The organism is Desulfomonile tiedjei (genome assembly GCA_016212925.1).
In the GTDB taxonomy this organism is placed as follows: Bacteria; Desulfobacterota; Desulfomonilia; order Desulfomonilales; family Desulfomonilaceae; genus JACRDF01.
On record JACRDF010000052.1, the window covers coordinates 238,982 to 264,409 of the forward strand.

A 25,428-nucleotide genomic window follows, 5' to 3' on the forward strand; every position below is an offset into this window, starting at 1 on the left:
GCGCAGATTTGTTGAGGTTTTCTTTGGAGGAATGGTCATGAAAAAGGGCTTGTTCCTATTCATTGCGTTATTGATACTAACAGGTGCCGCTTCTGTGCATGCGCAGGGGTTATTGGGCTACGGTCTGCCTGGGGCGCCTCAATTTCCGGCAAGCGGTGCGGGCGCGTATGGTTATTCCACAACGCCTTTTCTAGCCCCACCCACCTTCTACATCGGTTGGATGGAATCCTACAAGAATACCACTTTTAGGTTTGACGGCAGCAACCTTGGCAGCGCCAGATGGCCGGCGGCAGGCCTGTGGTTGGGTCTGGAAGAAAAGATCAACGTCAGCGAAAGCTGTGGCGTGGCCGTTGACGGGTGGATCCTCGTGCCGACGAATCGCCGGAGCGGCGGAGCGGAGCCCTTAACCACGGTAGTTTTTGACACTTCTGGCATACCTATCTCAACAACGACAAGTCTAGGCTCGGGAACGTGGGATACCAGGAATGACTGGTGGTACGTGGATGCGATGGGGTACTGTGGTTGTTCCAAGACCTTTGCAGTGTTGGCAGGGTTTCGATACGAGCATTTTTCAACGCGTTTCAGGGATCCGAAGGCCTTTGAGCAGATCACAATAGATTTCAATGGCGGAACTGCGACCACATCAGACCCCGATGCTGGGGCGGATTTTACGGTCAACAGCTACCAGCCGTACGTGGGCGTCCAATACTTTCTAGGCGGACCGACCGGCAGCATTAACATCCGGCTGCTCGGTTTCCCCTACGTGCCGGCCGACGTGAACTGGCTTTTAACAGGGGGGGGCGCCTCAATCACGTCGAAAGGAAATTTGAAAGACAGCTATTTTTTTGAGCTTTTTGCTCAGGCCGAACGGAACATTTTCGGCAACGCCAATATTGGCGGCTTTTTCCGCTGGAACTTGCTTCACGGTCGCACATCACTTCATACAGAAGTTTTGCCGGCAATTGGCAGCATCGATAATGTTGGCTCTTTTGACCGGAATACCCTGACGTTCGGCGGAAGTTTTTCCTTGAACTTCGTCACTCCGTACTAACGGCGGATTTTGCAGAACATTTAGATTACGCGCCGGCTGCATAGAAGCCACCACGCAGTAAGAATAATTCAAAAAGCCCCCAAGTTCGTCTTTACGATCTTGGGGGCTTTTTTGGGTGCTCTTGTCCCCTGCTTTAGTATGGTCAAAGCCGGTTTGGGGCGAATAGCGAAAAGATTCCGGGGAGAATCCTCGTGAAAGACCCTCCCCGGGAAAAGACTCGCTGTGGTCTAATCTTTACCGGTGCACGAACGGCGCTTTAGAGCGAGCGCCTTTTTCGATGAAGTTCTGTAATCCAATGCGGTTGTCTTCGGTGGTCCAGCACTGGCCGAACAATTTTGCCTCGTGCTTGAGGCCGTCCTCCAGTGTCATTTTTCCGCCTTCGAGCATAGCCTGAACGGCAAGTTTGTCCATTGCTCTGGACAGGTGGCCGATGTCGATGTCCGGCAGCTTGTCGGGCACGTTGGAAAGAGGGCCCATTTCGATCAGTTTGACTTTGGTCTTTCCCGCCGCGAGTTCTCGCGCCAGCTCAATGGCACGCTCCAGAACGTCTCCCTGAACCTCCTCGTTAATCAGGCCGTATTCTAGCGCCTGTGCGGTCGAGATCGGATTTGCGGTGCGGATCATTGCTGCAGCCTTTTCAAAACCGACTAATCGAGGCAGCCTCTGAGTTCCTCCCATGCCGGGAATTAGCCCCAGGTTGACTTCCGGCTGGCCTATCAGCACCTTGAGCCCCTTGGGGGCTACACGGGCAGTGCAACACATGGCAATCTCGCAACCGCCACCCAATGCAATGCCGTTGATAGCCGCAACAATGGGTTTGCCGAGGAGTTCCAGCCTGTGGGACGCAATTTGACCTTCGCGGGCAAAGGCCTCACCTCCAGCGGGATTGGTAAGCCCGGCCATTTGCTTGATGTCCGCGCCTGCCACAAAAGCCTTGTTTCCGAAGCCTGTAATGACCGCAGCCTTGATGGCCGGATCGTTCTTTATAATTTCACAGCAGGCCTCCAACTCTTTGAAGACCTTGGTGTTGAGGGCGTTCAAGGCCTTGGGCCTCCGGATGGTGATAACGCCCACGTCCCCTTTTTTCTCGAACAGCACGTCGAGGACTTCCCAGGGCCTCCCGGAAGCGGCCTGTTCCTTCAGGCTACGGGCGATCGGCATATCAGGGTACTTTTTTGAATAGGCTTCGACCAGTTGCAGGGCTTTGTCCACGCCAAGGGAGTTCATGAATGCGAAAGGAGGTTTCATGTCCAGCGCGACGTTGATCAAGAGGTCGAAATCGCTCGTGGTTATGATGCCGGCATCGATCATTTCGGACACCATGGCGAAATAAGCCCCTTGCAGCTCTTCACTGATGGCCTTTTCCTTATCCGGCGGCACTTCGACAACCTCGCCGCGGCCTGGAACCTCCCAGTTGGCGTTGGCCTTTACCATCTCCTTAAGCCGCTCGGGTACCCGAAACCAGGCGTTGATGGCATCGTGCATTCCGGCAAGCCCATGAACACAGATTGGATTCCCTCCGGTAAGATTCTGGGCCGTGAACGGACCCACCGCAAGGCCCAGAATCTTGCAGGCCACAGTATCTATCTGCTTGGTGTCGCCAAGGCCCTCGTCCAGACACTGCATGCCCGCGAGGAACAACCCTTCGAAAATCGGGTCCACAGCGTAGCCGTATCTGGAGCCCACTTTGACGGGAATCTTCCCGATATACTCATAGAAACGCATCATAAATTCTGTGACATCGGACTTTGTATCTTTGCCAGGGATGATTTCCATGGCAGGGTTGCGTTCCGCGGGAAAGAAGTAGTGAGCGCACACGGCCCTGCCTTTGTGTTCGACTTCTTCGAAAATGCGTTCGGGTTCAAGGTGAGAAGAATTACTCGCGAGGATCGCATCGGCGTTAACAAGACCCTCCAATTGCTTAAAAATTCTACGTTTCAAAGGAAGATCTTCGGTTGCGGCTTCCACAACAATATCGGCTCCCTTGAGTTGGCCGTAATCGGAAGTAAAGCTGACGTGACTCTTCATTCCCTCTACTTCATGGGGCTTGAACGCTCCTGTCTCGCCGCCTTTGTCCACTTTCTTGAAGAGTTTGGCTTTTCCTTTCTCCAGAGCCGCCTCCGCAACGTCGACCACCACTACCTGGGCATCGTAAGCGTGCAGGACTTTGACGAAGTGCAAGGCTATATCGGGTCCTATCTGCCCGGAGCCGACAACACCTATCTTGCTGATATTACGACCGCGGAACGAAAATGCCATTTTCATCCTCCTTCAGGGGAATCATCGACTGAAAAGAGACTTGTGCAATGCTGCCTTGGTCAATTCATGTTAGTTAGGACCGGTTGCCGAGGGACCTGCCCTCGGTCGGTTGCCTCCCGGACAGGACGGATTCGGGACCGAATCTTCTTGAGTCTCTGACCGCAACTATGTTGAAAACTACCATTCTCGTCGGCTGGTTGTAAAGGCGAATTGTTCACTGGGTAGCATAATTATATCCTGCGGCGGCAAGATGGTTATGCGGTTGAGAATGTTGGAATACCAACTACTGGTGAGGATTAATGAGATTTCGGCGAAGGCGCGGTCGCCTTTGGTCGTGTCTCCTGGGGTTCGCTATTATGAAATACCGGCCAATTGCAGTTTATATTTCTCCGCGCGACCAATCGTGTTATTCTTAGCGTTTGTTTGTAGACTAAAGCTTCGGGAGGGATATGATATGGAATTCGATGCCGTTGTCCTGGGTAGGAGAAGCATTCGCGCTTTCCTGCCGGACCCGGTTCCACGAGACAAGATCACAAAGATCGTTAAGCTGGCGCAATGGGCGCCATCGTGGGGAAACACTCAACCGTGGGAAATCGTTGTGGCGGATGGCGAAAAGGCAAAGCGTCTGGCCCAGGCGTTTTCGGAAGAGGTGATGAAGGGCGGCGCAGCTCGTTCGGACATCCCCATGCCGGTGGAATTTCCTGAAGTGAACAAGAAACGCTACTCAGGGCTGGGCAGAGATCTGCTGGGCTTCCTCGGAATTGCCAGAGACGACTCGGCAGGCCGCGCGCAACACTATCTCAATATGTTTAAGCTCTTCGGCGCTCCGGCCGTCATCTACCTAGTTGTCGATGCTCGTCTGAGCGTTCCGTATGCCTGTCTCGATTTAGGTTCGATCGGCACAACGATATGTTACGCAGCGGTGCAGGAAGGTCTGGGAACAATATATCTGGCGGCTGCAATGCAGTTCCCCGATATAGTCAAAAGTGTGCTCGAAATCCCCGAAGACAAGAAGGTCGTCATAGGCATTGCAATAGGCTTTCCCGATCCTGATGCCCCTGCGGCCTTGTTCAGGAGCAGCCGGGCGCCGCTGGAAGAAATCCTGAGATTTGCGTGAAGCTTGCCTGTCTGCCTGGGCGTGTTGCCAACACACTAAATTGAAAGTGTCCTCTGACATTTCCTTTGGCAACGGCTATGGGTGGGGCTAAAAAGGTGCAGTCTTGACTGGGGAGTGAATTTTCACTATGATACCGTCCGTCCCCATCGATAATCCAAAAACCCGAGACCAGTTTCGAGAGTTTCCCGGAGACGATAGAGGTCTCCGCAACTCATCACAGCAGGTGACGGCTAAATCTGTCCGCGGGGCCGAAATGTTTTCGCTGCTCGGACCGTGTGCAGGTTTTTCGAAACATGGGGGAGGGTTGCCGTTATACTCCATTCTCGGACCCGAATCCGGGGCGAATAAGCTCCGTTTTGAGGACCCTTGCGCTGTTGCGAGAACCGTGAGGGGTCAGATCGGGGAGCATGGGGTGTACGCCGAGCAATTCCCTTTCACAACAGAAATGACAGGTGGTAGCTATGGGGAACATCGTGAAGAGTAGTGAGGTAGAAGTAGTTACGCATGACGTATTGATTTTCGGGACGGGATTGGCCGGGCTCCGAGCCGCGGTGGAAATCGCACGGACCTCCCGGGACTCCGTCAACATGGCCCTGGTGTCCAAGGTTCAGATTCAGCGCCCCCATTCAGTGTGCGCTGAAGGAGGGACCGCCGCGGTCCTCCAGCCTGAAGCCGGGGACAATCTGGACCTTCATGCCTGGGACACGGTCAAAGGATCCGACTTCCTTGCCGACCAGGATGTAGTCTATAGACTTGTTGAGCTTGCGCCCAAAGAGATGCTGCTTTTAGAGCACTGGGGAATACCGTGGTCGCGTCGCCCGGATGGGAGAATCATGCAGCGCGCGTTTGGAGGCCACAGCTTCCCGAGGGCCACGATGGCGCAGGATAAAACCGGCTTCTTCGAAGTGCAGACCCTGCACGACACTTTGATGAAATACAAGAATTTTCAACGTTACGATGAATTCTTCGCCACTTCGATTCTTCACAAGAATGGTGAGTTTGCCGGCCTAACCGGAATAGATATGGCCACAGGAAAGTTCATGGTCTTGAGAGGCAAGGCTATGCTTATTGCCTCGGGCGGCCTTGGCACCCTTTACGGATTCACAACCTACTCTCAAACGGTCAGTGGCGATGGGCAGGCAATGGCCTACCGTGCCGGCATTAACATTGAAGACCCTGAATTTCTGCAGTTTCACCCGACAGGTCTTATTCCTTCGGGCATTCTAATGACCGAGGCATGTAGAGCGGAAGGCGGGTACCTTATAAACTCCAACGGCGACAGACTCATGGAGAAATACGCTCCCAAGATGATGGAGCTTGCACCGCGCGACATCGTGTCCCGGTCGGAGATGACGGAAATCAAGGAAGGAAGAGGGTTCCCAGGTCCTCCAGGCCTTGATTACATTCATTTGGACCTGACTCATCTGGGGGCGGAATGCATAAACAAGGCCCTGCCATTGATTCGGGAAGTGTGCATGAAATTCATCGGACTCGACCCCATACTTGAGCCGATACCGATTCGTCCGGTGGCCCATTATGCGATGGGGGGCATTGAAGCGGACATTAACGGGGCAACCTCCATGAAAGGGGTCTGGGCGGCGGGAGAGGCGGCTTGCCACTCCCTGCACGGCGCCAACCGTCTGGGATCGAACTCCACGACCGAATGCATTGTGTGGGGCGGTATCACCGGAGGAGAAATCGCCAAGTACATGAAGACAAACCCGAGCCTGCTGGATGTCCCGCAGGAACAGGTGAAGGCGGAAAAGAAGCGTATTTACGAAGACCTCCTCGAGAACCAGGGCGGGGAAAACCTGTATGACATCAAGAAGGAATTGCGGGAGCTGATGGACCAGCATGCCGGGGTGTTCCGCACCGGCGAGCAACTAAGTGCAGGTTTGGAGAAGGTCAAGGACCTGAAACAGCGCTTCGGCAAGGTCCACATTACCGACAAAAGTTCTGCCTATAACACCAACCTGACAAACGCGATGGAAGTCGAGAATCTCATCGATCTAGCGGAAATGCTGGTCATTGCGGCCCTTGTTAGGGAAGAGTCCCGTGGCGGACATGCCCGATATGATTTCCCGGACCGCGATGATGAAAAATGGCTCAAACATACGCTGGTCAGTTACAGCCCGGAAGGACCGAAACTTTCCTACAAGCCGGTAACCATTACCAAGTGGAAGCCGGTTGAGCGCAAGTATTAGGGGGCGGAAAGATGAAAAACAAACATTACGAAAACCGTTTGGGAATAACCGGATGGCTTGGCGGTGGCCGCTGGGGTGTGGAGCGCTATCTGTACATTTTGCATCGTCTTACAGGGCTGGCGATTCTAGGGTTCTTTCTGCTGCACATATTTGCCAGCTCTGCAAGGATGTACGGCCCGGAAAATTGGAATGCGGCCATGCAGATCCTGAAGAATCCGGTTCTCAAGGTTGGCGAGTTCCTTGTCTTTGTGGCCTTCGCGTTCCATGCCTTGAACGGCATCCGGCTAATTCTTATTGAACTGGGTCTGGCTGTGGGAAGAGCCGAGGAGCCCATATTTCCTTACAAGTCCTCCATTAACAACCAGCGACCTTTAATGGTTGTGGCGATGGTGCTTGCCGGCATTCTCATCGCGTTCGGAGGATTCAACGCTTTCTTTATGAGTCATTAGGGAGGTACCCATGAAGGAAACAGCATATTGGACCTGGTTCATAATTGCTGCGATTGTTATCCTCGTGCTTGCAGGATTACACATGGTGGTAATGCATTTGCCGGCCCTTGGGGTCTACAACCCGGCCAGCGGCGCCGCGACGGATTGGCAAAACGTGGCTTTCCGCAGTCAGCATCAGTTCATTGCCTTTACCTATATTATTCTGCTTGCCGCGGCTTTGTACCACGGGCTATACGGCCTGCGAACCATCGTGTTTGAACTCGGCCCCACAAAAGCATTTCAGGAAGTCTTTACTGTTGTTTTGTGGATAGTCGGACTGATTCTGTTCGGCGTCGGCGCATATGCGGACCTCGCGGCAAAGTCGGTTGGAAGAGTACTATAGGAAGGACGGCAACATGGAAACAAAGACTCAGAAGAAATACAATATTACCGTTTATGTACGCCGCTTTGACCCTGATAAGGACGCCGCACCCAGGCAGCAACAATATACGATTCAAATCGAGAAGGGGTTGACTGTCCTCGATGCGTTGAACCTGATCAAACAGACCCAAGATCCCACGGTCGGTTTCCGGTTTTCCTGCCGCATGGGCGTTTGTGGCTCGTGCGGAATGCTCATAAACGGCAAACCGGGATTGGCCTGCAACACGCAGGTTCTCGATGTGACGGAATCCGCACTGACGCTGGCGCCCCTGCCCAATTTCTCCATTATCAGAGACCTGGTAGCTGATCTGGTCCCCATGTTTGGGGTCCTCACCGGCGTTCAGCCTTACATCCAGAGAAGCGATGTGGAAGAAATGGAAAATCCGACAAGGGAATATTTCCAGACGCCTCACCAGTTGGAAGAATTCCTGCAATTCACCTACTGCATAAAATGCGGTTCCTGCATGGCCGCGTGTCCGACAATGGCCACCGACAAGGAGTATCTGGGGCCGATGCCGTTAACGCAGGCCTACAGGTACAACACGGATTCCCGCGACGATGCCGCGGACGCGCGCAGGGAAATAGTGTCGTCGTGCCACGCTATTTTTAACTGCCACTATGCTGCGGAATGCTCCAACGTTTGTCCCAAGGGAGTTGATCCTGCGCGGGCGATTCAGCTTATGAAAAAGGATCTGGTGCTCCGATACTTCGGCCTGCGCAAGAAGAAGTGCGCGCATGTTCACGAAGGCCCTTCTCAGTCGGATTATAAGCCGAAGATCGAGGCCCCTCCATTCACCGTGGACCAGTGAGGCGGAATTTGACGAGAAGGTAGCCTTATACCCATGCGCTTACTAACCGGTGAAATGAATTCCCTGTTCCACGACAAGCCTAGGTGACCCTGTAGGGGCAGACCTGCGTGTCTGCCCTCTATTTGGGCGCACACGCAGGTGCGCGCCGTACACGGGCCCCCTGTACTCAATGGTTTTGAGACAGCCTCCAGGCCGCGTCCCAGTGCCGGATCATCTAGAAGTATCAGGAGATCCTGACAGGCCGTTCATCAGCTTCTAGGACCCTGACAGTCCTTCCCGGTAGACGAAAACGTAGTCCTCGTCGTTAATGTCCACAGAGTATCTGCCGCCCCGTGACTCCGCGTACACCAGCCAGGTCGGCTTTTCCGTGCCGCAACAGGTTACGTCCGGCGCATACCGGCCGGATTTCTTGTCGAACCAGGACAGGAGCACGGGATCTGTGGTCAGCTCCTTGGCCCTTCTATCTGCAATTGCTTTTGCGTCATAAAAAGTCAACTCGCCCTTATCTTTGGTCCGTACTTCAATGGGATCAGCCAACATCTCTCTGGTAATGAATTTGCAGTCGAACATGGTTTTCTCCTTGTCAATAACAGCTTGGACAAGCTCAAATGGCATGTACAGCCGCGCTTGGAAATGGTCGGCGGTTTCGAGAGGCTCTTGCCTCCTATTCTAGTAATTAATCATGCCCGCGCTGATGTGACAGGGCAGGGCGGACGATTTATGCCAAACTTTGAATGCGACCCGGTACCGGCTAAGAAATGGTCTATTGCCGGTTCTAGGATGGACAATGCCGCTGCATGCTTCTATACTAACGGCAAATTCAACTTATGGAGAAGATTGTCTTGGACCACGTCTTGAAACAAATCGCCCTTGAAGAGGGCGTGGATGAACGAACTTTCGAGCAAAGCTTCGTCAAAGGTCGGATAGCAGTCTGCAAGGCTCCGCCTACGGGCAAGCCCCTCGCGGTCGGGGAAAACCTTCGTGTGAAAGTCAATACCAACATTGGCACGTCGGGCGACGTTCATGACGAGGACCTGGAATTGCGTAAGCTGGAAACGGCAGTTAAAGCCGGCACCGATGCGGTAATGGATCTGTCCACAGGCGGCGACCTGCGGTCTGTGCGACGAAAGATAGTCCGGAGTTCACCGGTCCCCGTGGGATCGGTCCCGATCTATGAGGCTCTTGTCGAATCGGTTCGCAAACGCGGCGGTGTGGAGCGAATGGAACCCGAAGAAATGCTCGACGCGATCCGCCTGCACGGGGAAGACGGCATAAGCTTTGTCACCGTCCACTGCGGCGTCACGCTTTCGGCTCTAGCGCATCTGGAAAACAAGCCCAGAGTTTGCGGTATAGTGAGCCGAGGTGGAAGCTTTCTGGCCAAGTGGATGCGGGCCAACAAAAAAGAAAATCCCTTGTTCGAGCGATACGATGAGGTGCTGGATATCTGCGAGCAGTACGGAATGGTCATCAGCCTCGGTGACGGCCTCAGACCCGGAGCTATTGCAGACTCGATGGATCAGGCCCAGGTGGAAGAGCTGGTGACGCTGGGGCAATTGAACCGCCGTGCCCGTGAAAGAGGCGTGCAAGCCATAATCGAGGGGCCGGGACATGTGCCTCTGGATCAGATACCCGCTCAAATGATGATGCAGAAGAAGTTGTGCGACAATGCGCCCTTCTACGTGCTCGGGCCTCTGGTCACCGACATTGCGCCGGGACTGGATCATATAACCTCTGCAATCGGAGGGGCCGTGGCAGCTATGCACGGGGCTGATTTCCTATGCTATGTGACTCCTTCGGAGCATCTGGGCTTACCGGACGTGAACGACGTGCGAATGGGCGTGCTTGCCGCTCGCGTCGCCGGACACGCCGCGGACATTGTTCGCGGGAGGCGCGATGCGTGGGAATGGGACGAGAAAATGAGCCGGGCCCGGAAGAACCGCGAGTGGGACGAACAAATCAGATTAGCCCTCGATCCTGACCTTGCACGGGAAATCCGTGGACGCACATGCAAGGAAGACCACGAAACATGCACCATGTGCGGGGATCTGTGCGCGTATAAGGCGGACTCCATCGGGTGAATTCACGCGTGGATGCAAGACGGGTCACAGAACTCTTTGCAGCGAACAGTTCTCAGTAAGAATGGAACCAGCAATCTACTCGGACTGTGGCACGGGCACAGCATAGAGGCTGTCAACAAGGTTACAGATCGTGCCGAATTGTAGGACGAATTCCCCTCATCCTGTCCTTCTCCCGGAGGGAGAAGGGACTCCAAAGCGGTCCCTAACAGCCCCCTCTCCCTCTGGGAGAGGGTTGGGGTGAGGGCGGCACAACGGGGAGATGGGTGTGAGGCGAGCTGTGCTCGCCGTCATAGAACTCGCCTGGCCGGCATGCCCTCCCTGCGGATTGATACCAGTTCGCTTTCAAACGGCGCAGACCACCTTGGATCAAAAACAGCACTGACCTGGTTCCCAGGTCAGTGGCACCCAACAGCCAATCAATATCGGCCCAGGGGTGCCACGGACCTGGGCTTTGGCAGGTCCGTGTCTGATTCACCTGAATATTCATTGTTTGACGGCACAGTGGTATGAGTCAAAAACTGCTGCACAGACGTTGCCGAAACAGCACCCCAGGAGTTTCAAAATCCCCCGGCGTCGGGAAAATATCACGGGTTCCCACATCAAACGTAGTTTGTAGGGCGAGCCGTGCCCGCCATCCTAGAATTCCCGTGGCGGGAACGGCCCGCCCTACAATATGTGGTCTCTTCGGCTCGGAGCAGGAATCGGGCACCGGGGCTGCTCGTAAAGCACCATTGCCTCAGTAGGCGACAACGCTAGAAAATTACAGGAGTTTTTGGGGAGGGGTCCGGGGAGGGCGTTTTTGCAGAAACGCCCTCCCCGGATACTCTTGCAGTTTCTAAAACGGCGATTTTCGCAGGATGCTTTGCTCTCTGCCGGGGCCTACGGAAACCAAGGTTACAGGCACGGCGGTCAGGTGTTCTATGGTTTCGACGTAGTCCCGTGCTCCCTTGGGCAGGTCATCGAAGGACCTGCATTCGTGAAGCGGCTCGTCCCACCCTTTTAATTCCCTGTACTTAGGTTCCAGGCGTTCCAGGTCACTTATTTCGGCAGGGACCCTGTCTATAACCTTTCCGTCCAACTTATAACCGGTACAGATACGCAGGGGTGAGATGCCTGTCAGCACGTCCATTTTTGTCAGAGCTATGCCGTTCAAACCGTTTAAGCGGATGCTGTGGTTTACCACGACCAGGTCCAGCCAGCCGCATCGACGCGGCCGTCCTGTTGTGGCTCCGTATTCCGCACCGGTCTCCCGTATCTCTTCTCCGAGTTTGTTGTTCAGCTCGGTCGGAAACCCGCCTTGGCCCACACGAGTGGAATAAGCCTTCACTACACCCCAGACGCTCTCCAAGCGATTGGGGCTGACGCCCGATCCACAGCAGACATTTCCTGCCACAACATTTGAAGATGTCACAAAGGGATATGTCCCGTGATCGATGTCCAGGAGTGTGCCCTGCGCACCCTCGAACAGAACGTGATGGCCTTCCGCTACCCGTTGCTGGAGCACCTGCGCGGCATCGGTGATGTGCGGCTTAAGCTGTTTCCCGTAATCGAGGTATTCCTTGACAACCTCATCCGGATCGAGCTTCGCGCGTTTGAACCTGTGTTCGATGAGGAAATTCTTTTCTTCAAGCGCCGCGGTCACTCGCTGCCGGAGTTTCTCCGGTCTCAGTAGATCTCCCATTCGGATGCCCATGCGCGATGCCTTGTCTTCGTACGCCGGGCCTATCCCTCTGCCTGTAGTTCCGATTTTTGCACTGCCCAGGATCTCTTCGCGACCTTGGTCGATAACCCTGTGGTAGGGCATGATCACGTGCGCGCGTTCGGATATGATCAGTTGGCTATCCTTTTTGAAATGCCCTCTTTTACGCAGTTCATCTTTCTCGCGAAGAAGGACCGCAGGATCAACCACGAGGCCGTTTCCGATAACATTGAGCGTATCAGGATAGAGTATTCCGGATGGGATAAGATGAACGATAACCTGCTCTCCGCCTACTTTCAAAGTATGTCCGGCATTGCTGCCGCCTTGAAATCGAACCACCACGTCTGCTCGACTGGTCAACAGGTCAACGATCTTCCCTTTGCCTTCGTCACCCCATTGAGTTCCAACTATGACAAGAGTTCCCAAAATTTCACGCCTTTCTATATCATTCTTGAAGGCCGAATAAGATCGGCCTGGGCGCCGACCGCGAGCTATTGATCCAAGATCACTTGCTTCACGGTCAGAATCCCGTCAATTTTTCGAATAGCATCCAGTGTGCCCTCTTCGGCCGGCGTGTCGATGTTTATGATCGACATGGCGCTCCCCCCCACACGATCGCGTGAAAGGTTCATCTGGGCTATGTTGATTCCGGCCGCGGCCAAAACGCCCGACATTCCGGCGATCATCCCCGGTATGTCCTTGTTGGTCACAATGAGCATTGGTCCCGCAGGCACCGCCTCTGTAACGAATCTGTCAATGCCGATTATTCGGGGTTCGTGGCCTATTCTACTGATCAGCGCGCCCTGCACACTTCGTAGGCTTCCATCCTTGGCTTTGACTCTGATCTCCAGGGCGGAACCGTGATTTGCGCTTTCCGTCAAGGTGGTCTGTGAAACCCGAATACCTCGGTCCCGAGCGATCATGGGCGCGTTAACCTGGTTGACCTCCTGGCCCTCAAATCCGGAGAGCAACCCAACCAGGGCCGCGTTTGTTATGGGCTCGAAATCCCACCCTGCAACTTCCCCACTGTAAATCATTTCCAGGTCCACAATGCCTTGCGGGGTCAAACCGGCTAAAAACTGGGCCAGCCTGCGCGCGAGATCCAGGTAAGGGCCTACCTTGAGGCTCAACTTCGCGTCCATCGTTGGCAAATTCACGGCATTTCTGGCCACGCCCTTCTCGAGGAAATCAATGATTTGTTCTGCGATTGCCACGGCCACGTTGATCTGAGCTTCGCTGGTGGATGCCCCCAGGTGAGGCGTGGTAACGACATTGGGGTGCATAACAAGAGGGTGCTTTTCAGGCGAGCCGGCCGCCAGCACATCAAGCGCGGCCGCTGCAACCTTTCCCGATTCCAATGCCGCCAACAAGGCATCTTCGTTGATGATGCCTCCGCGAGCACAATTGACTACGATGACCCCATTCTTCATGCTCGAGAAAGCATCCGCATCAACCATGTCCCGTGTGTCGTCATTCAGAGGCGTGTGCACGGTTATGACATCGGAACGCCGAAAGATCTCCTCCAGGTCGGCAAGAGTCACACCCATATTGGCGGCCGCTTCTTCGCTTGTAACAGGATCGTACCCCAGCACATTCATCTTCAATCCGCGTGAGGCTAATCTTGCCACCAGGCCTCCAACTTTGCCCAGGCCTATTATCCCGAGGGTCCGTCCGGTCATCTCTCGGCCCTGGAACTTCTTTTTCTCCCACTTCCCTTCTTTCATGGAGGCCACGGCTTGAGGTATGTGCCGGTGCGCGGCCATGATCATGGCTATGGAATGTTCCGCGGTAGCCATAGAGTTTCCGCCCGGAGTGTTCATCACCACTATACCTCGCCGCGTAGCCTCTACCACGTCCACGTTGTCCAATCCGGTGCCGGCCCTTCCCACTACCTTCAATTGCGTGGCGGCTTCGAGCACTTCTTTGGTCACCTTGGTAGCGCTGCGTATAACCAGGGCGTGGTAATCTCCCAGGATCGCTTTCAACTCATCCTGGCTAAGACCCATTTTCACGTCTACGGCAAAGCCCTCTCGCCCCGCGAATCGGTCAATCCCCTGCTGATGAACGTTGTCTGAAACAAGAATACGGTACATCAATCTAATCCTCTCCAGGTCAGGAGGATCAAGGAGGATCCATGAAAAACCGGACCTCGGCCGTGGGGCAAGTCCGTGAAAGACGCATTCGCATCCCCACGCGGCAAACGTTTCCGCACGTAGCAAAACATCCGCCTCGAACAGGCCCCCTGACGGGCAAGTCTCACCCGTTCTTTTGTTCGAAAACTCTCATGAAATCTACAAGTGCCTGAACCACGTCAAGTCCTATCGCATTATATATGGAAGCTCGGCATCCGCCGACAGAGCGATGACCTTTCAGGCCACCCATTCCGTTTGCCAGTGCTTCGGCCACGAATTTCTTTTCCAGGTCCTCATCGGCCAGACGGAACGTGACGTTCATCATGGATCGGCTGTCAGAGTCGGCAGTCCCTTTATAAAAACCGCTCTTGTCGATTGCCCCGTAGATCAGGTCCGCCTTTTGTTTGTTGATCTTGGCCATAGCCTCAAGCCCGCCGACTGTCTCTTCCAGCCACTTTAGCACCACCTGAACCATGTAAATGGCCACGCAGGGTGGGGTATTGTACAGAGAATTCTTTTCCGCAAATGTCGTGTAGCGCAGCATGGTAGGGATGTCTTTGGGCGACCTCTCCAGCATGTCATCCCTGATAATCACAAGGGTGACACCCGCGGGGCCCAGGTTCTTCTGCGCACCGGCATAAATCAGACCGAACGGGCGCGGATCAAAAGGCTTTGATAGCATGTCCGATGACATGTCCGACACTAGAGGGACTTGTCCCGCGTCGGGGAATTTCTGCCACTGTGTTCCTTTTATGGTGTTGTTTGACGTAAAGTGCAAATAGGCCGCACCCGGAGACACTGAGAAGTCCTTCGGAATGTACCGAAAGTCCCTGTCCTTGCTGGACGCGATAACCTTATGGGGCTTGTTGAGTATCTGTACTTCGGCGATGGCCTTTGTAGCCCACGTGCCTGTATTAATGTAGTCGGCAGACGACCCGTCCGGGATCAGATTCATCGGGATCATGCTGAACTGCAGGCTTGCACCACCCTGCAAGAAAAGCACTTTGAAATTTTCCGGCAGCTTCAGCAATCGCTTGATACGTGCCACAGCATCGTTCAGCACGTCTTCGAATACGGCCGAGCGATGGCTGACTTCAGCAATGGACATTCCCGAGTCCTTGAAATTGAGAAACCCTTCCCTGACCTCTTCCAGAACCTGGAGCGGCAAGGCTGCCGGACCGGGGCCAAAGTTGTGGATACGAGCGGCCATTTGTTTCTACCTCCTGGCGGGGACAATGATGAAGTGGCTGAAATAAACAATATAATCTACCCTATCCCGTGCGCAGATTTCAACACAAATCGCCGAACAGGCAGGATTGAGAAACCGGGGACTTTCTCATTCTGAAGGCTCTTTGGAAGGGATGGTATCAAAACGGCCCGGGTCAGATTCCACATCCGGTTTGGTCCGATCCGGGTCCGTATTTATGACAAGCCAGCGCCACGGGCCTGCCGTGTCCGGCGTGAATTCGAATGAGGTCCTTCCCTGCGGAACCTTCAGCAAAACGTATGTGCCCGACGGCCTTATGAAAACAACATAGTAGCCCTTCCCGGAGCCTTCTTCAGGAGGGCAGGTCCAACTGAACAACCCCGCCTTACCCAACTCTATAGGCCCCACCCTATCGAGCATCGGCTTGCACACCTGGTTGGCCTGGTCTTGCGCTGCGACTCGTCGGGTAGGCGCGACGAACCACGCGGAAGTCAGAAGCAAACAGAAGCTAGTGATGATCACCGAAGCTCTTGTATTCATTGCAGTATTCAAGGGGCGGTTGCCCCCTTGACTGACTCCTCGCTTGGTTCGCATCCGGCCACTGAGTTTAAGGTCAGCTCCGCGATGGATTAGTTTCGCCGTTTCCCAGACTAGCCAAAAGCATCTGTTGTCGAAAGAAGTTAGCCCATCTTTTTAATCTTGGCAAGGCATATCAAGAGCTTCGGGTATCCATTCACTTACGGGTGGAAAAGATTGTCATTGCGAACGTAGAGAAGCAATCTCAGCGTTTGAAGGCAGAGATTGCTTTCCCGCGGAACGCGGGATTTCACTCCTCGCATTGACAAAGAACGGCAATTGCCCCCGCATAAGTGAATGATCACAGTTTCAGCCCGGTGCCTCGGGGTCCAATATATAAAGTAATTTCTAGATAATTGATACAATATATGAATGTCGCTTGACATTTTATGCATTGTATTCTATAAAAAAGCTGCCATTGCCTATATGAGGTGATTACCATGAACGCGGCCCCAAGCACTCAAGAAAAACGCAGCATAAAAGTGAAGGATTTTCTCGCGGATTTCCGGTCAGGGACGGGAGACGAAACCCTTCTCGCCAAATACCATCTCACGCCTGTAGGGTTGGAGAAGTTCTATGCCATGCTGGTGGAACGAGAAATTCTCCGCCAAGACGAGCTGACCGGGCGAAATGCCTTTCCGGCTCCGGGCCGGAAGTCTGCGGGTGATGCTGAGAAATCCAGCTTCATCTGCCCTGCCTGCCTCGCGGCCCATGATACGATGTTCGACATATGCCCTTGCTGCGGGGTTTCATTTCAAGAAATGATAAGCTCGCAGAGCAGCGCCGACAGACCCGTCGCGGAACAACAGGATCAAGATTATTTTGCCGGGCAAAAACAGCAACAGGCAGACAGCAAGGGAGATCTGTTCGTTTCGCCCCCGCCGAGCAATCGTGAACGACCGGCCAGGCTTCGTTCGCCCGCGGGCAATCCTCTGACGGCCGATGTGAGGGAAGAAGACGAGTTTGCGCACCCCTACGATTGGCGAAAAACCAATTCCCAGTTCGAGGACCCTCTGGATGAAATAGTGTGCGGAATGCCGGTGGAAGACGACTACGCATACGAGAACAAGACCCCGGATCAAAAGACCGTTACGTGCGACAATTGCCAAGGAAAGGCCTCCGCGGCCCTGAGAGACATCTATGATCGCAAGCGAAGCTTGTTGTCTCTCGGGCTTTGCGGCGTTTCTTTGTTTTTGGGACTGGTCGGGGCCATTGTTATCACCTTCTTTGAGGGGTACTCGTTTGCCAGGCTGTTGACGCTATATTTTACGGGCCTGTTCCTGATGTTCGGCGGCGTACTTTGCGCTGTGGGTTCTTTCATGTATTTAGCACGGGAAAAGGTCTACTACTGCGCGGCCTGCGGCCGAGTGTATCCCAGGGGTTGACGGGCGGACTCCCTGCCTGCTAATTTGCCACGGCGCCTTTCTGGTGTAATGGACCATGTCACCGCTATGGCGGCGCCGAAACAATCCCGTTGGTCGGACAGGCTTCCAGCCTTTCTATCAAGAAGACCGGCAGGCTGCCGGTCCCGCTGAGCATGGGATCGTATTCCCACGGAACGCGCAATTTCTCCCCTTGTAATCACAACAGCGGTAACCATCCCGAAGCAAAGCTTGTGGATCTCATGTACAATCCGTTGTGTAAAAGGGCCTCCTCAATGGTTTCCTGTTCGAATGTAATTGCGCGTGGCCGGTATCGGCCGGGATGGCCTCGATGGAATTGAATCTCATAAGAGTATTCTTCGGCAAACTGCTGGACGCGCTTCGTATCAAGAGCCGGCCGGGTGCGACTGCCGTGTCTGATGCCCTCAAAGATAGACGGCAAGATGCTTTTCAGGCCGTTTGTGAGGGCATAACGATCCGCGGGCGGACCTTCTTCCCTGTGGCCAAGCCTTCGAGGCAATACCCTGTTGTAATCATATGCCACGGTATTCCTGGCAGCGGCGCTCAGAGGCCTCCGGACGACCCTGGATATGACGGCCTGGCGGAGGAACTCGCGTCCAAAGGTTTGGTAGCGGTCATCTTCAATTTCAGAGGGTGCGGAGATTCCGGCGGCAATTTCGATATGATGGGGTGGGCTCGGGACCTGGAAACCGTTGTAGATAGGGTCCTCAACACCCCGTATATCGATCCCACTCGAATTGTGGTTCTAGGATTCAGCGGGGGAGGTGCTGCCGCAATTTACGCGGCTGCGGACAATCCTCAGATATTTGGGCTTGCTGTGGTTGGCACGCCTGCTGATTTTAAGATCTTCGAGGCAGACCCTGACAAAATAATAGCGGATTTCAGGAAAAGAGGGATCATTAGAGACCCGGCTTTTCCTCCTGATGTGAAAAACTGGGTACACGGCTTCGAAGCGATCGAGCCCTGCCGATGGATAGCTCATTTCAAAGGCAAACACCTCTTGATCGTTCACGGTGACGCTGACGAGTTGATACCGCTGGAACAGGCGTACGAATTGTTCGAGAGGGCCCCCGCGGGCCTTGCACAAGTCTTCGTGATTCCCGAGGGAGTTCATCGCCTCAGACTTGACCAACGCTGCATTGATATCTTGGAGAAGTGGTTCTCACAAATCTTGGGGTGGTAGCCCTCGTGATTGCGGGGATTTGAGGGACGAAGGTATGGGGGGAAGAAGAACCGGCCGGCAAAGAAAACCTTTACCGATCAGACTTGATAAAACCTCATCCGGGGGAGTTCTACAGCGGTGAGCTTGTTGCCGTAAACAGCGCCCGTGTCTATCCCGATTTTGCCGGGGGTCACGAAAGGCGTTTCAAGGGCCGTGTGTCCGAAAATAATGCGCTTGTTCCAATCGAAAGCGGAGTAGATGAATTCTTCCCTGATCCAGAGAAGGTCTTCTTCGGACTGCGTATCGATCGGGATTCCATCCCTGAGTCCCGCATGGACGAAAATGTAGTCATCAGTTTCGTAATAGAGGCTCAGCGAGAGGAAAAACTCCAGGTGGTCTTCCGGGAGGACAAACGCCTTCCTCCCTATTCCTCCCTCCACATAGCTTGCGATGGTTTCCGCACCGCCGTTGGCCACGTAAAGCATCTGGTCTTTCTGATGAATGTAATAATCCAGAAGCATTTTTTCGTGGTTGCCCTTGAGGAATACTAATTCTCCTCCCTTGTTGCGGATGTTTACAAGATGGTCCACCACTTCTCGGGATTTAGGACCGCGGTCGATATAGTCTCCAATGAACAAGAGCAAATCACCATTGTCCTTGTCCCAGGGAAGGATCTTCATCATTGCTACGAGTTTGTCGTAACAGCCGTGAATGTCGCCGACAGCAAATATTTTTCTGGTCATCATGGTAAAATATAGTTCCTGATTTGGCGGCTTGTCAACGGTTCGAGATCCGGCGGTGTCCCGCTTTCATGCCGTCCCGTTGCTGCGCCACGACCATCTGGACAGATCGAAGCTGGAAGCTTGGGACAGGCGCTCGCTGAAACGGCGCGTGGTACCATTCCGCTGAATTTAGAGCAGAAATGCAGGTTCTCGACACGATGATCAATATTTTAACAAAATTTAAACGAGCCACGAGCATTAGACAAGGAAAAAAAGCCTTCACCGGAAACCCCTCCATACAGGGCCGTTTCGCTGACCGCGCCTGGAAGGTCCGGATGTATTTTCATTCAAGGGAAGAACCGATCCGTATTTCAGTGGTCAACTGAACTTAAGTTGTCCGCACTCTTCTTCGAGGGTGCCGGCACTTACGGGCATGTAGCGTAGGTGTTCGATTCTTATCGGCTATCCAGCAGAACGTCTTTGACCGGAACGAGTCGTATTGATATCCAGCAACGCGGAGTCAAATAGATGCGTCGTTTTTACAAGGTATTATCCGTATTACTAGTCCTAATCGCCTTGATTGCAGCTACCGCGTTGGTAGCTGTCCGCTTCCTCCCGGAAAGCGACCTGATCCGGAACAACGTCCAGGAAAAGCTGGGGGCCTTGATAGGGCATGAAGTTGTTTTGGGGGCCCTGAAGATCTCTGCCTCCTTTCCCAGTTTGATTCATTTGAGTTTCGAGGGGATTTCGGTCAATTCCCCACGAGGAAAAAGAATCCTCTCAGCCGATAAGGTGGTACTGTCCCCGGCTTTAAGGCCGTTGCTGAACCGCGAGGTATCGGTGGAGTCGATCACCGTGCAGGGATTGAGACTCTCGGTGGATCATATTCGCGAAGGCGAGGACAAGGAAACATCGGAACCCGCTTCGCGATTGGCGGCACAGAAGCAGACTCAAGGAGACGGCGGGGTCGATGCCCCGCCCACCGGTGCAACGCAAGCAGCCGGACCTGAAGAAAGACCTGCGGAAAAGGCCGGCACCTTTCGGTGGTCCGTGAATAAGGTCAAGGTGGTGGATGCACGAATCGACTGGGCGGACAGGCAGATTGTCCCAGGCAGGGAAGTAGTGGTCTCGCTCAACGGACTTGATGGCTCTCTGATTCGCCGGAACGAGGGGAATTCCTTCGCTGTGAACCTGGCCGCGTTGATCAGCGTGGACAAAGCAAACAGCGGGGCGGTCAAGATCGGAGGAACTATCACCGCGAACAGCGATTTGTCACGCGTAATAGGAGGGCAGATCGACCTTTCGGGGGAATCATTGGAACTCAAGCCTTTCCATGCGTTACTCCCGGCATCAACGCCCCTTTTCAGGGAATTCGACTCGGCCGTGGTTGGCGGCCGATTTTCGTGGGAAGACGCACAGCGGCCCAGAATAACCTGTAAATTGGACTTGAAAGCCGCAAACAAGGGGCACGCGCAAGTAGGCCTCCAAGCAGAGTTGGTAGCGGCCGAAGATTTGTCATCAGTTGAAGAAATCCGTGGGACCGCAGAGACGGCTTCTCTTCCATTAAGTTTTATCAGAGCACATTTGCCTGCACAGATTCCCCTCGATCCATCTCAAGGAGTTGTCAAAGGCAGCCTCAAGGGAGAATGGACCACGGGCAAAGACTGGTTGGTAGGAGGCGCTCTCGGGGTGGAAGATGCAGCCCCGACTGGAAGCATCAAAGGCATCGCCAAGCACTTGCGGTTATGGGCGCACATCAAGGTGAATCCTCAACTGTTACTCCTGGAAAATATGGAAGTCTTTGGGGCCACCAGGCTTGCGTCCATAGGGGGTAAAGTCACCAAGCCATTTTCACCGAACCCCGGCATAGACCTGAAGGGGGAGGTGGCTGTGGAGCCACATTGGCTCAAAGGATTCGGCATTCAGATCCCGAAAACCCTTGAAATCGGCGGCGTGATCCCCGTTCGAGGACTCGTAAGAGGCGACGCGGACCAACTGTGGATGGATTTGACCGGAGACCTTACGGGGACATCCATCAAGTGGAACCAATCTTTTCGCAAGGAGCCGGGGAAGAAAGCGACCCTATCCTTCAAAGGGAAATTTCTGCCGAGTCGGGACGGCAAGGTCCGCCAGCAGAAACCCGAAGCCTTGATTCGCCTGAGCATGGCTGGTGTGAATCTCCGGTTGACCCCCAAAGCGCCTTGGATGTCGGGCGCTGTTGTTCAGTTGGATTCTAGAGTCCTTACAAACGGAAGCGCTTTTGATTTCAAAGACGCTGTCCTCGCTGTGAGGCGGGGATCGGAGGCCGGCGACCTTCTGACCGCCAAGGCGTCTGCCAACGGGGTGGGGTCGGCTTCACCTCGGATCGAGGCGAACGGGACGGTGGTTCTGGACAAAAGACTGCTTGATCTGGGAGGTATCGAGACCCCGGCAGGGGTCGCTGTATCCGGCAGCGCTCCCTTGAAGGTCTCCTTTAGCGGTTTCCCGCCCAACTTGGACTGGACCGCTGAGGTTCCATTGACTCATCTGGACATAACCATTCAGCAGGCCTTCAGAAAGCCAGGCGGAGTGAACGGCTCTCTGAGCGCTTCCGGTAAATTTGTAGGAGATGAGCTATTGCTGACCAACGGTCGCTTGACCATGCCCGGGCTCCACGTTGCGGCTAGCGGAATGCTGCGAGATGCCGCGGGAAATTTCCGTGGCATAACTCTCAACGTGAAAAAGACCGAATTGAAAGATGTAGCTCGGCTGGTCCCCGCAGCCGCGGGTATGGGCCTGTCAGGGCCGATTGAAGCCGCACTGAGCATAAAGCCTATCCAGAAAGGAGCGGCTCCCGCTGGGACTATTCGTCTATTGGGTGTGGATTATCGCCCGGACAAGGCTGGTTGGGCCGTTGAAAAAATGAAAGGGACCATTGAACTGGACGGCACCTCGGTAGAAGTTCCCGATTTGACCGGCAACCTTTCCGGGGCCGTTGAAGGACCACTGAAACTCAAAGGGGCCCTGAACGGGATCGGTTCTGTGGAGAGCCTCAACGGCCGGGTCTCTGCGTATGTTGGTCAGGGGAGAATCAAAGCGGACCGACTCCGAGGCATACTAGATCAGACGCGACTCTTGGTTGGGACCCTGATAAACCCTCAATCCCCGGACAAGGCGAAAGATCCCCTGGAATTCCAGTCTCTGGCAGGAGATTTCCAGATAGCCTCGGGAACGGCTCGGACGGACAATCTGACACTGAAAGGGCCTAATCTGGGGTGTGGCGTGATAGGAAGTCTGCGCTTGACGTCCATGGACTTGGACGCGCTGGTCGGCATTCACACGGTAACTGTGGTGGGCGACGCACTCGGGAAAATACCCGCGGTGAAGCAATTCGTTAAAAAACACGAGGGCCTCCTCGCAGCAACCGGGCTTGACAAGGAACTGAAACGAATCGGCATAGACGTTGGTGATACAAAGGAAGCAAAGCCCGGCCAGCCTCCCCAAGTGGTAAAAACCCCGGTAACGATGATCCTGAAGCTAAAGGGGCCGGCGTCTTCGCCAAACGTCGCCCCTGTATTGGAGACCGCGGTGGAGAAAGGAACTCTCACACGGCTGAAATCCCTGATGAACTGATGTGGCGTTCTTGTTCCCAGGCAGAGCCTCCCGGGCACTAACTAAACGAGACGTGAGAAGGATGGGTGTCACTGCTGAAACTGTCTCAAGACCCTGAAATGGACGGATCTCAGGGTAGGGGCGCTTCGAGAAGCGCCCTGGTTCCAGGCGGTTCATCCCGCGTCCCGCGGGACCCGTACCGACCTTGGGGTGAAATTCTCAGTTTTGACCCAGTTTCTGCCGCTTGTCCGGCAGTGCAGGAGATCGTTCATTATTGGAGTCCATGATCTGACCGGGACAGCGCCCAGTTAACGTTGTGCAAATCCGCCGTTGATGTTCATGTCCACACATGATAATATTCACAAAACATAAACGTTTGCAGCGTGAGAAGTTCACTATAACGAATTGAAATCCCAATCGCGCCTGAAAAACTTTCCATCCCGATACAAGGAGAAGTAAATGGCGAAACCAAGGGTCGCTGTCATCGGTGTTGGGCAAAGCACTTTCGTGCGATCGTACCCGGGTTCCATCCGAGAACTCGCGTTTGAGGCCTACCGGGCCGCTATGTTGGATGCGGGACTCAAAGCCGAGCAAATAGATGCGTCGGTGGTGTGCTCTGCACCGGAATACGACAAACAAAGAACACCCGCCGGGCTCATGGCGGAGTACATGGGGCTGAATCCGCAGCCCACTTTCTATGTTGAAAGCGTGTGCTCCTCAAGCTCCAGCGGCCTGCGCACCGCCTATGCATTGATCGCTTCGGGACTCCATGACGTGGTGCTCATCCTGGGGTTTCAGAAGATGTCCGAGATCACCTCCGCGGAGTCGCAAGAAAGGATGGGCCGAGGAGCAGACATCCAGTGGGAAGCGCCCTTTGGAACAATGATGCCTGCTTATTATGCCATGTTCGCCCGAGGCCACATGACCCAATACGGCACCACAGAGGAAGACCTGGCCCTGATCAGAGTCAAAGCCTCCACGTACGGGCAGATCAACGACAAGGCGGTGTTTCGCAAAGCCGTTACCCTTGAGCAAGTCCTCGAACCAAAATATATAGCGACGCCGTTGAAAATGTTCGATTGCTGCGCCAACGCTGACGGCTCCTCATGCATTATTCTTGCTTCAGAAGAGAAGGCCAAGGAACTGAGCCAAAAGCCGGTTTGGATCAAAGGCCTGGGTATGGCCACCGCCCCGATAAATATGTCCGGGCGGGATACATTCAGCGGGCTGAGATGCGCTCAATTGGCCGCGAAAAGGGCCTACGACATGGCCGGAATCAAGGCCTCGGACGTAAATGTGGCTGAAGTCCACGACTGCTTCACCATAGCCGAAATGATGGCTTACGAAGACCTGGGCTTTGCCGAGCCCGGCCAGGGCAAGGAACTTATCCGAAACAAAGAAACTTATAAGGAAGGCAAAATACCCGTGAATGTCGACGGTGGGCTCCTTTCCAAGGGACACCCTATCGGAGCGACAGGGGGCTCCCAAATCAGAACCATAATTCTACAACTGCGGGGGGAAGCCGGTGAAATGCAGGTCCCCAACGCAAAAATCGGACTCGTCCATAATATCGGCGGTGTCGGAATCTACGGCAACGTGAGCATTTTTGGGGCAGAGTGAGGGAGAAAATGGCAGAGTAAGACCAGGGAGGCCCTTTTTTGCAAAAAAGGGCCTCCCCGGACCCCTCCCCAAAAAACTCCCATATTATGTAACTCGCTGGGGGATGCCTTCGGAGTTGCGTATCGATCCAGTCAGACAGTTGCCAGCCGGCGATTTTGTGAAGAGCTTAATGGAGAAAGAAACATGGGCTTCGAACAATTCGGTATCATAAGCTTCACCGGGACCACGAAAGCTGAACAGTTCATCGATTTTTTGAAAGACAACGAGCTTCGAGGGACTGTGTGCATGCGTTGCGGCGCGAAATTCTTTCCACCGCGAAGCGATTGCGACGTCTGCCTGAGCAGTGACATGGAATGGTACGCTGTCACGGGCGAAGGCACTCTTATTACGTTCACCAAGGCAATGTTCGCTCCCGCAGGGTTCGAAAAGGACGCCCCGTACGTGCTGGGTGTGGCTGAATTCCCCGATGGGACAAAGGTTTTCGGCCGTTTGGACAAGTCGCTTAGCGATGACGCGATTAAGCCCGGAATGAAAGTGAAGATCAAAACCGTCAACCTGGAAAACGACCGCCTGAGCTACGAATTGACAGCCGCCTGAACTGTTGTCCGGAGGCCGTTCCCCAAAGAACGGCTTCCGGACAGTATTGCCAAGCCCCTCCGGTCCTTGTCCCGCCCTATCGAGCCGTGACGCAAGTCTGGTAATTTGGCATTCCCGCAAAGTCTCCATTAATAGTAGTTCCCGAATGTAAACACGGATTTATTCGCGGGTGTCCCGCCAACGCAGGCGACCTCATTCGGGAAGAGCTTTTGGGAACAACTATAGCGGTTCTCGAAAGTAATCACGGATTGAATTGTGGGTGCCACTGCTGGCTTGTCCAGCAGTGCGACTTCATTCCGCGAAAACTTTTGAGAATCACTATATAGTAGCCC

Annotated in this window: 19 protein-coding genes; 12 read left to right on the forward strand and 7 right to left on the reverse strand. The window is 54.2% G+C overall.

Annotated elements, in window-relative coordinates; genetic code table 11:
- Positions 1–37 precede the first annotated feature (37 nt).
- Positions 38–1,051 (forward strand): hypothetical protein, encoded by a 1,014-nt coding sequence (locus tag HY913_24350; GenBank protein MBI4966434.1) that lies wholly within the window; start codon positions 38–40, stop codon positions 1,049–1,051.
- A 234-nt stretch (positions 1,052–1,285) separates the two neighbouring features.
- Here the strand turns inward: HY913_24350 and HY913_24355 are convergent, their stop codons facing one another.
- Positions 1,286–3,310, reverse strand: a complete 2,025-nt coding sequence (locus HY913_24355; GenBank protein ID MBI4966435.1) for an enoyl-CoA hydratase/isomerase family protein — start codon at positions 3,308–3,310, stop codon at positions 1,286–1,288.
- Positions 3,311–3,764: 454 nt separating this feature from the next.
- On the opposite strand from HY913_24355, the gene HY913_24360 reads away from it, so the two are divergent.
- The 5 genes from HY913_24360 to HY913_24380 all read left to right on the forward strand — a co-directional run bounded on the left by HY913_24360 (position 3,765) and on the right by HY913_24380 (position 8,309).
- Entirely contained in the window at positions 3,765–4,427 is a 663-nt protein-coding gene (locus HY913_24360; protein MBI4966436.1) for a nitroreductase family protein, read from the forward strand.
- 461 nt (positions 4,428–4,888) lie between these two features.
- Entirely contained in the window at positions 4,889–6,631 is a 1,743-nt protein-coding gene (locus tag HY913_24365; GenBank protein ID MBI4966437.1) for a succinate dehydrogenase/fumarate reductase flavoprotein subunit, read from the forward strand.
- Between the two features lie 11 nt (positions 6,632–6,642).
- Positions 6,643–7,080 carry a succinate dehydrogenase, cytochrome b556 subunit gene (sdhC, locus tag HY913_24370; GenBank protein ID MBI4966438.1) on the forward strand — a complete coding sequence of 146 codons (438 nt, stop codon included), beginning with the start codon at positions 6,643–6,645 and terminating at the stop codon, positions 7,078–7,080.
- A gap of 10 nt (positions 7,081–7,090) precedes the next feature.
- Entirely contained in the window at positions 7,091–7,462 is a 372-nt protein-coding gene (locus tag HY913_24375) for a hypothetical protein (protein ID MBI4966439.1), read from the forward strand.
- 13 nt (positions 7,463–7,475) lie between these two features.
- Positions 7,476–8,309 (forward strand): succinate dehydrogenase iron-sulfur subunit, encoded by an 834-nt coding sequence (locus tag HY913_24380; GenBank protein MBI4966440.1) that lies wholly within the window; start codon positions 7,476–7,478, stop codon positions 8,307–8,309.
- Between the two features lie 255 nt (positions 8,310–8,564).
- Here HY913_24380 and HY913_24385 read toward each other — a convergent pair whose 3' ends face one another.
- The gene (locus tag HY913_24385) at positions 8,565–8,879 is read right to left on the reverse strand and encodes an AF1514 family protein (GenBank protein ID MBI4966441.1); all 315 of its coding nucleotides are present in this window, start codon (positions 8,877–8,879) and stop codon (positions 8,565–8,567) included.
- Between the two features lie 257 nt (positions 8,880–9,136).
- On the opposite strand from HY913_24385, the gene thiC reads away from it, so the two are divergent.
- Positions 9,137–10,387 carry a phosphomethylpyrimidine synthase ThiC gene (gene thiC, locus HY913_24390; protein ID MBI4966442.1) on the forward strand — a complete coding sequence of 417 codons (1,251 nt, stop codon included), beginning with the start codon at positions 9,137–9,139 and terminating at the stop codon, positions 10,385–10,387.
- Positions 10,388–11,222: 835 nt separating this feature from the next.
- On the opposite strand, the gene HY913_24395 is transcribed toward thiC, so the two are convergent.
- The 4 genes from HY913_24395 to HY913_24410 form a co-directional block, all read right to left on the reverse strand.
- Positions 11,223–12,512, reverse strand: a complete 1,290-nt coding sequence (locus HY913_24395; protein ID MBI4966443.1) for an adenylosuccinate synthase — start codon at positions 12,510–12,512, stop codon at positions 11,223–11,225.
- 65 nt (positions 12,513–12,577) lie between these two features.
- Positions 12,578–14,179: a phosphoglycerate dehydrogenase gene (locus HY913_24400; protein MBI4966444.1), complete on the reverse strand. Its 1,602-nt coding sequence runs from the start codon at positions 14,177–14,179 to the stop codon at positions 12,578–12,580.
- 163 nt (positions 14,180–14,342) lie between these two features.
- Positions 14,343–15,428: a 3-phosphoserine/phosphohydroxythreonine transaminase gene (gene serC, locus HY913_24405; GenBank protein MBI4966445.1), complete on the reverse strand. Its 1,086-nt coding sequence runs from the start codon at positions 15,426–15,428 to the stop codon at positions 14,343–14,345.
- A gap of 126 nt (positions 15,429–15,554) precedes the next feature.
- Positions 15,555–15,965 carry a hypothetical protein gene (locus HY913_24410; protein ID MBI4966446.1) on the reverse strand — a complete coding sequence of 137 codons (411 nt, stop codon included), beginning with the start codon at positions 15,963–15,965 and terminating at the stop codon, positions 15,555–15,557.
- Positions 15,966–16,441: 476 nt separating this feature from the next.
- Between HY913_24410 and HY913_24415 the strand changes: the two genes are divergently transcribed.
- Both HY913_24415 and HY913_24420 read left to right on the forward strand, forming a co-directional pair.
- Positions 16,442–17,386, forward strand: coding sequence for a hypothetical protein (locus HY913_24415; GenBank protein MBI4966447.1), 945 nt, complete (start codon positions 16,442–16,444; stop codon positions 17,384–17,386).
- A 328-nt stretch (positions 17,387–17,714) separates the two neighbouring features.
- Positions 17,715–18,587, forward strand: a complete 873-nt coding sequence (locus HY913_24420; protein MBI4966448.1) for an alpha/beta fold hydrolase — start codon at positions 17,715–17,717, stop codon at positions 18,585–18,587.
- Positions 18,588–18,664: 77 nt separating this feature from the next.
- Here the strand turns inward: HY913_24420 and HY913_24425 are convergent, their stop codons facing one another.
- A complete protein-coding gene (locus tag HY913_24425) occupies positions 18,665–19,309 on the reverse strand; it encodes a serine/threonine protein phosphatase (protein ID MBI4966449.1) in 645 nt (214 codons plus the stop codon).
- 507 nt (positions 19,310–19,816) lie between these two features.
- Here HY913_24425 and HY913_24430 point away from each other — a divergent pair.
- From HY913_24430 to HY913_24440, 3 genes are all read left to right on the forward strand, one after another.
- Positions 19,817–22,900, forward strand: coding sequence for a DUF748 domain-containing protein (locus HY913_24430; protein ID MBI4966450.1), 3,084 nt, complete (start codon positions 19,817–19,819; stop codon positions 22,898–22,900).
- Between the two features lie 438 nt (positions 22,901–23,338).
- Complete coding sequence (locus tag HY913_24435; protein MBI4966451.1) at positions 23,339–24,499, forward strand: thiolase domain-containing protein; 1,161 nt, start codon at positions 23,339–23,341, stop codon at positions 24,497–24,499.
- A 183-nt stretch (positions 24,500–24,682) separates the two neighbouring features.
- Positions 24,683–25,096, forward strand: a complete 414-nt coding sequence (locus HY913_24440; protein ID MBI4966452.1) for a Zn-ribbon domain-containing OB-fold protein — start codon at positions 24,683–24,685, stop codon at positions 25,094–25,096.
- The last annotated feature ends 332 nt before the right edge of the window (positions 25,097–25,428 follow it).

Bases quoted from the DNA above. Each gene is read 5' to 3' on its own strand.
- HY913_24350 (MBI4966434.1), top strand. From the start codon at position 38: ATGAAAAAGGGCTTGTTCCTATTCATTGCGTTATTGATACTAACAGGT.
- HY913_24355 (MBI4966435.1), bottom strand. From the start codon at position 3,310: ATGGCATTTTCGTTCCGCGGTCGTAATATCAGCAAGATAGGTGTTGTC.
- HY913_24360 (MBI4966436.1), top strand. From the start codon at position 3,765: ATGGAATTCGATGCCGTTGTCCTGGGTAGGAGAAGCATTCGCGCTTTC.
- HY913_24365 (MBI4966437.1), top strand. From the start codon at position 4,889: ATGGGGAACATCGTGAAGAGTAGTGAGGTAGAAGTAGTTACGCATGAC.
- sdhC (MBI4966438.1), top strand. From the start codon at position 6,643: ATGAAAAACAAACATTACGAAAACCGTTTGGGAATAACCGGATGGCTT.
- HY913_24375 (MBI4966439.1), top strand. From the start codon at position 7,091: ATGAAGGAAACAGCATATTGGACCTGGTTCATAATTGCTGCGATTGTT.
- HY913_24380 (MBI4966440.1), top strand. From the start codon at position 7,476: ATGGAAACAAAGACTCAGAAGAAATACAATATTACCGTTTATGTACGC.
- HY913_24385 (MBI4966441.1), bottom strand. From the start codon at position 8,879: ATGTTCGACTGCAAATTCATTACCAGAGAGATGTTGGCTGATCCCATT.
- thiC (MBI4966442.1), top strand. From the start codon at position 9,137: ATGGAGAAGATTGTCTTGGACCACGTCTTGAAACAAATCGCCCTTGAA.
- HY913_24400 (MBI4966444.1), bottom strand. From the start codon at position 14,179: ATGTACCGTATTCTTGTTTCAGACAACGTTCATCAGCAGGGGATTGAC.
- serC (MBI4966445.1), bottom strand. From the start codon at position 15,428: ATGGCCGCTCGTATCCACAACTTTGGCCCCGGTCCGGCAGCCTTGCCG.
- HY913_24410 (MBI4966446.1), bottom strand. From the start codon at position 15,965: ATGAATACAAGAGCTTCGGTGATCATCACTAGCTTCTGTTTGCTTCTG.
- HY913_24415 (MBI4966447.1), top strand. From the start codon at position 16,442: ATGAACGCGGCCCCAAGCACTCAAGAAAAACGCAGCATAAAAGTGAAG.
- HY913_24420 (MBI4966448.1), top strand. From the start codon at position 17,715: ATGGAATTGAATCTCATAAGAGTATTCTTCGGCAAACTGCTGGACGCG.
- HY913_24425 (MBI4966449.1), bottom strand. From the start codon at position 19,309: ATGACCAGAAAAATATTTGCTGTCGGCGACATTCACGGCTGTTACGAC.
- HY913_24430 (MBI4966450.1), top strand. From the start codon at position 19,817: ATGCGTCGTTTTTACAAGGTATTATCCGTATTACTAGTCCTAATCGCC.
- HY913_24435 (MBI4966451.1), top strand. From the start codon at position 23,339: ATGGCGAAACCAAGGGTCGCTGTCATCGGTGTTGGGCAAAGCACTTTC.
- HY913_24440 (MBI4966452.1), top strand. From the start codon at position 24,683: ATGGGCTTCGAACAATTCGGTATCATAAGCTTCACCGGGACCACGAAA.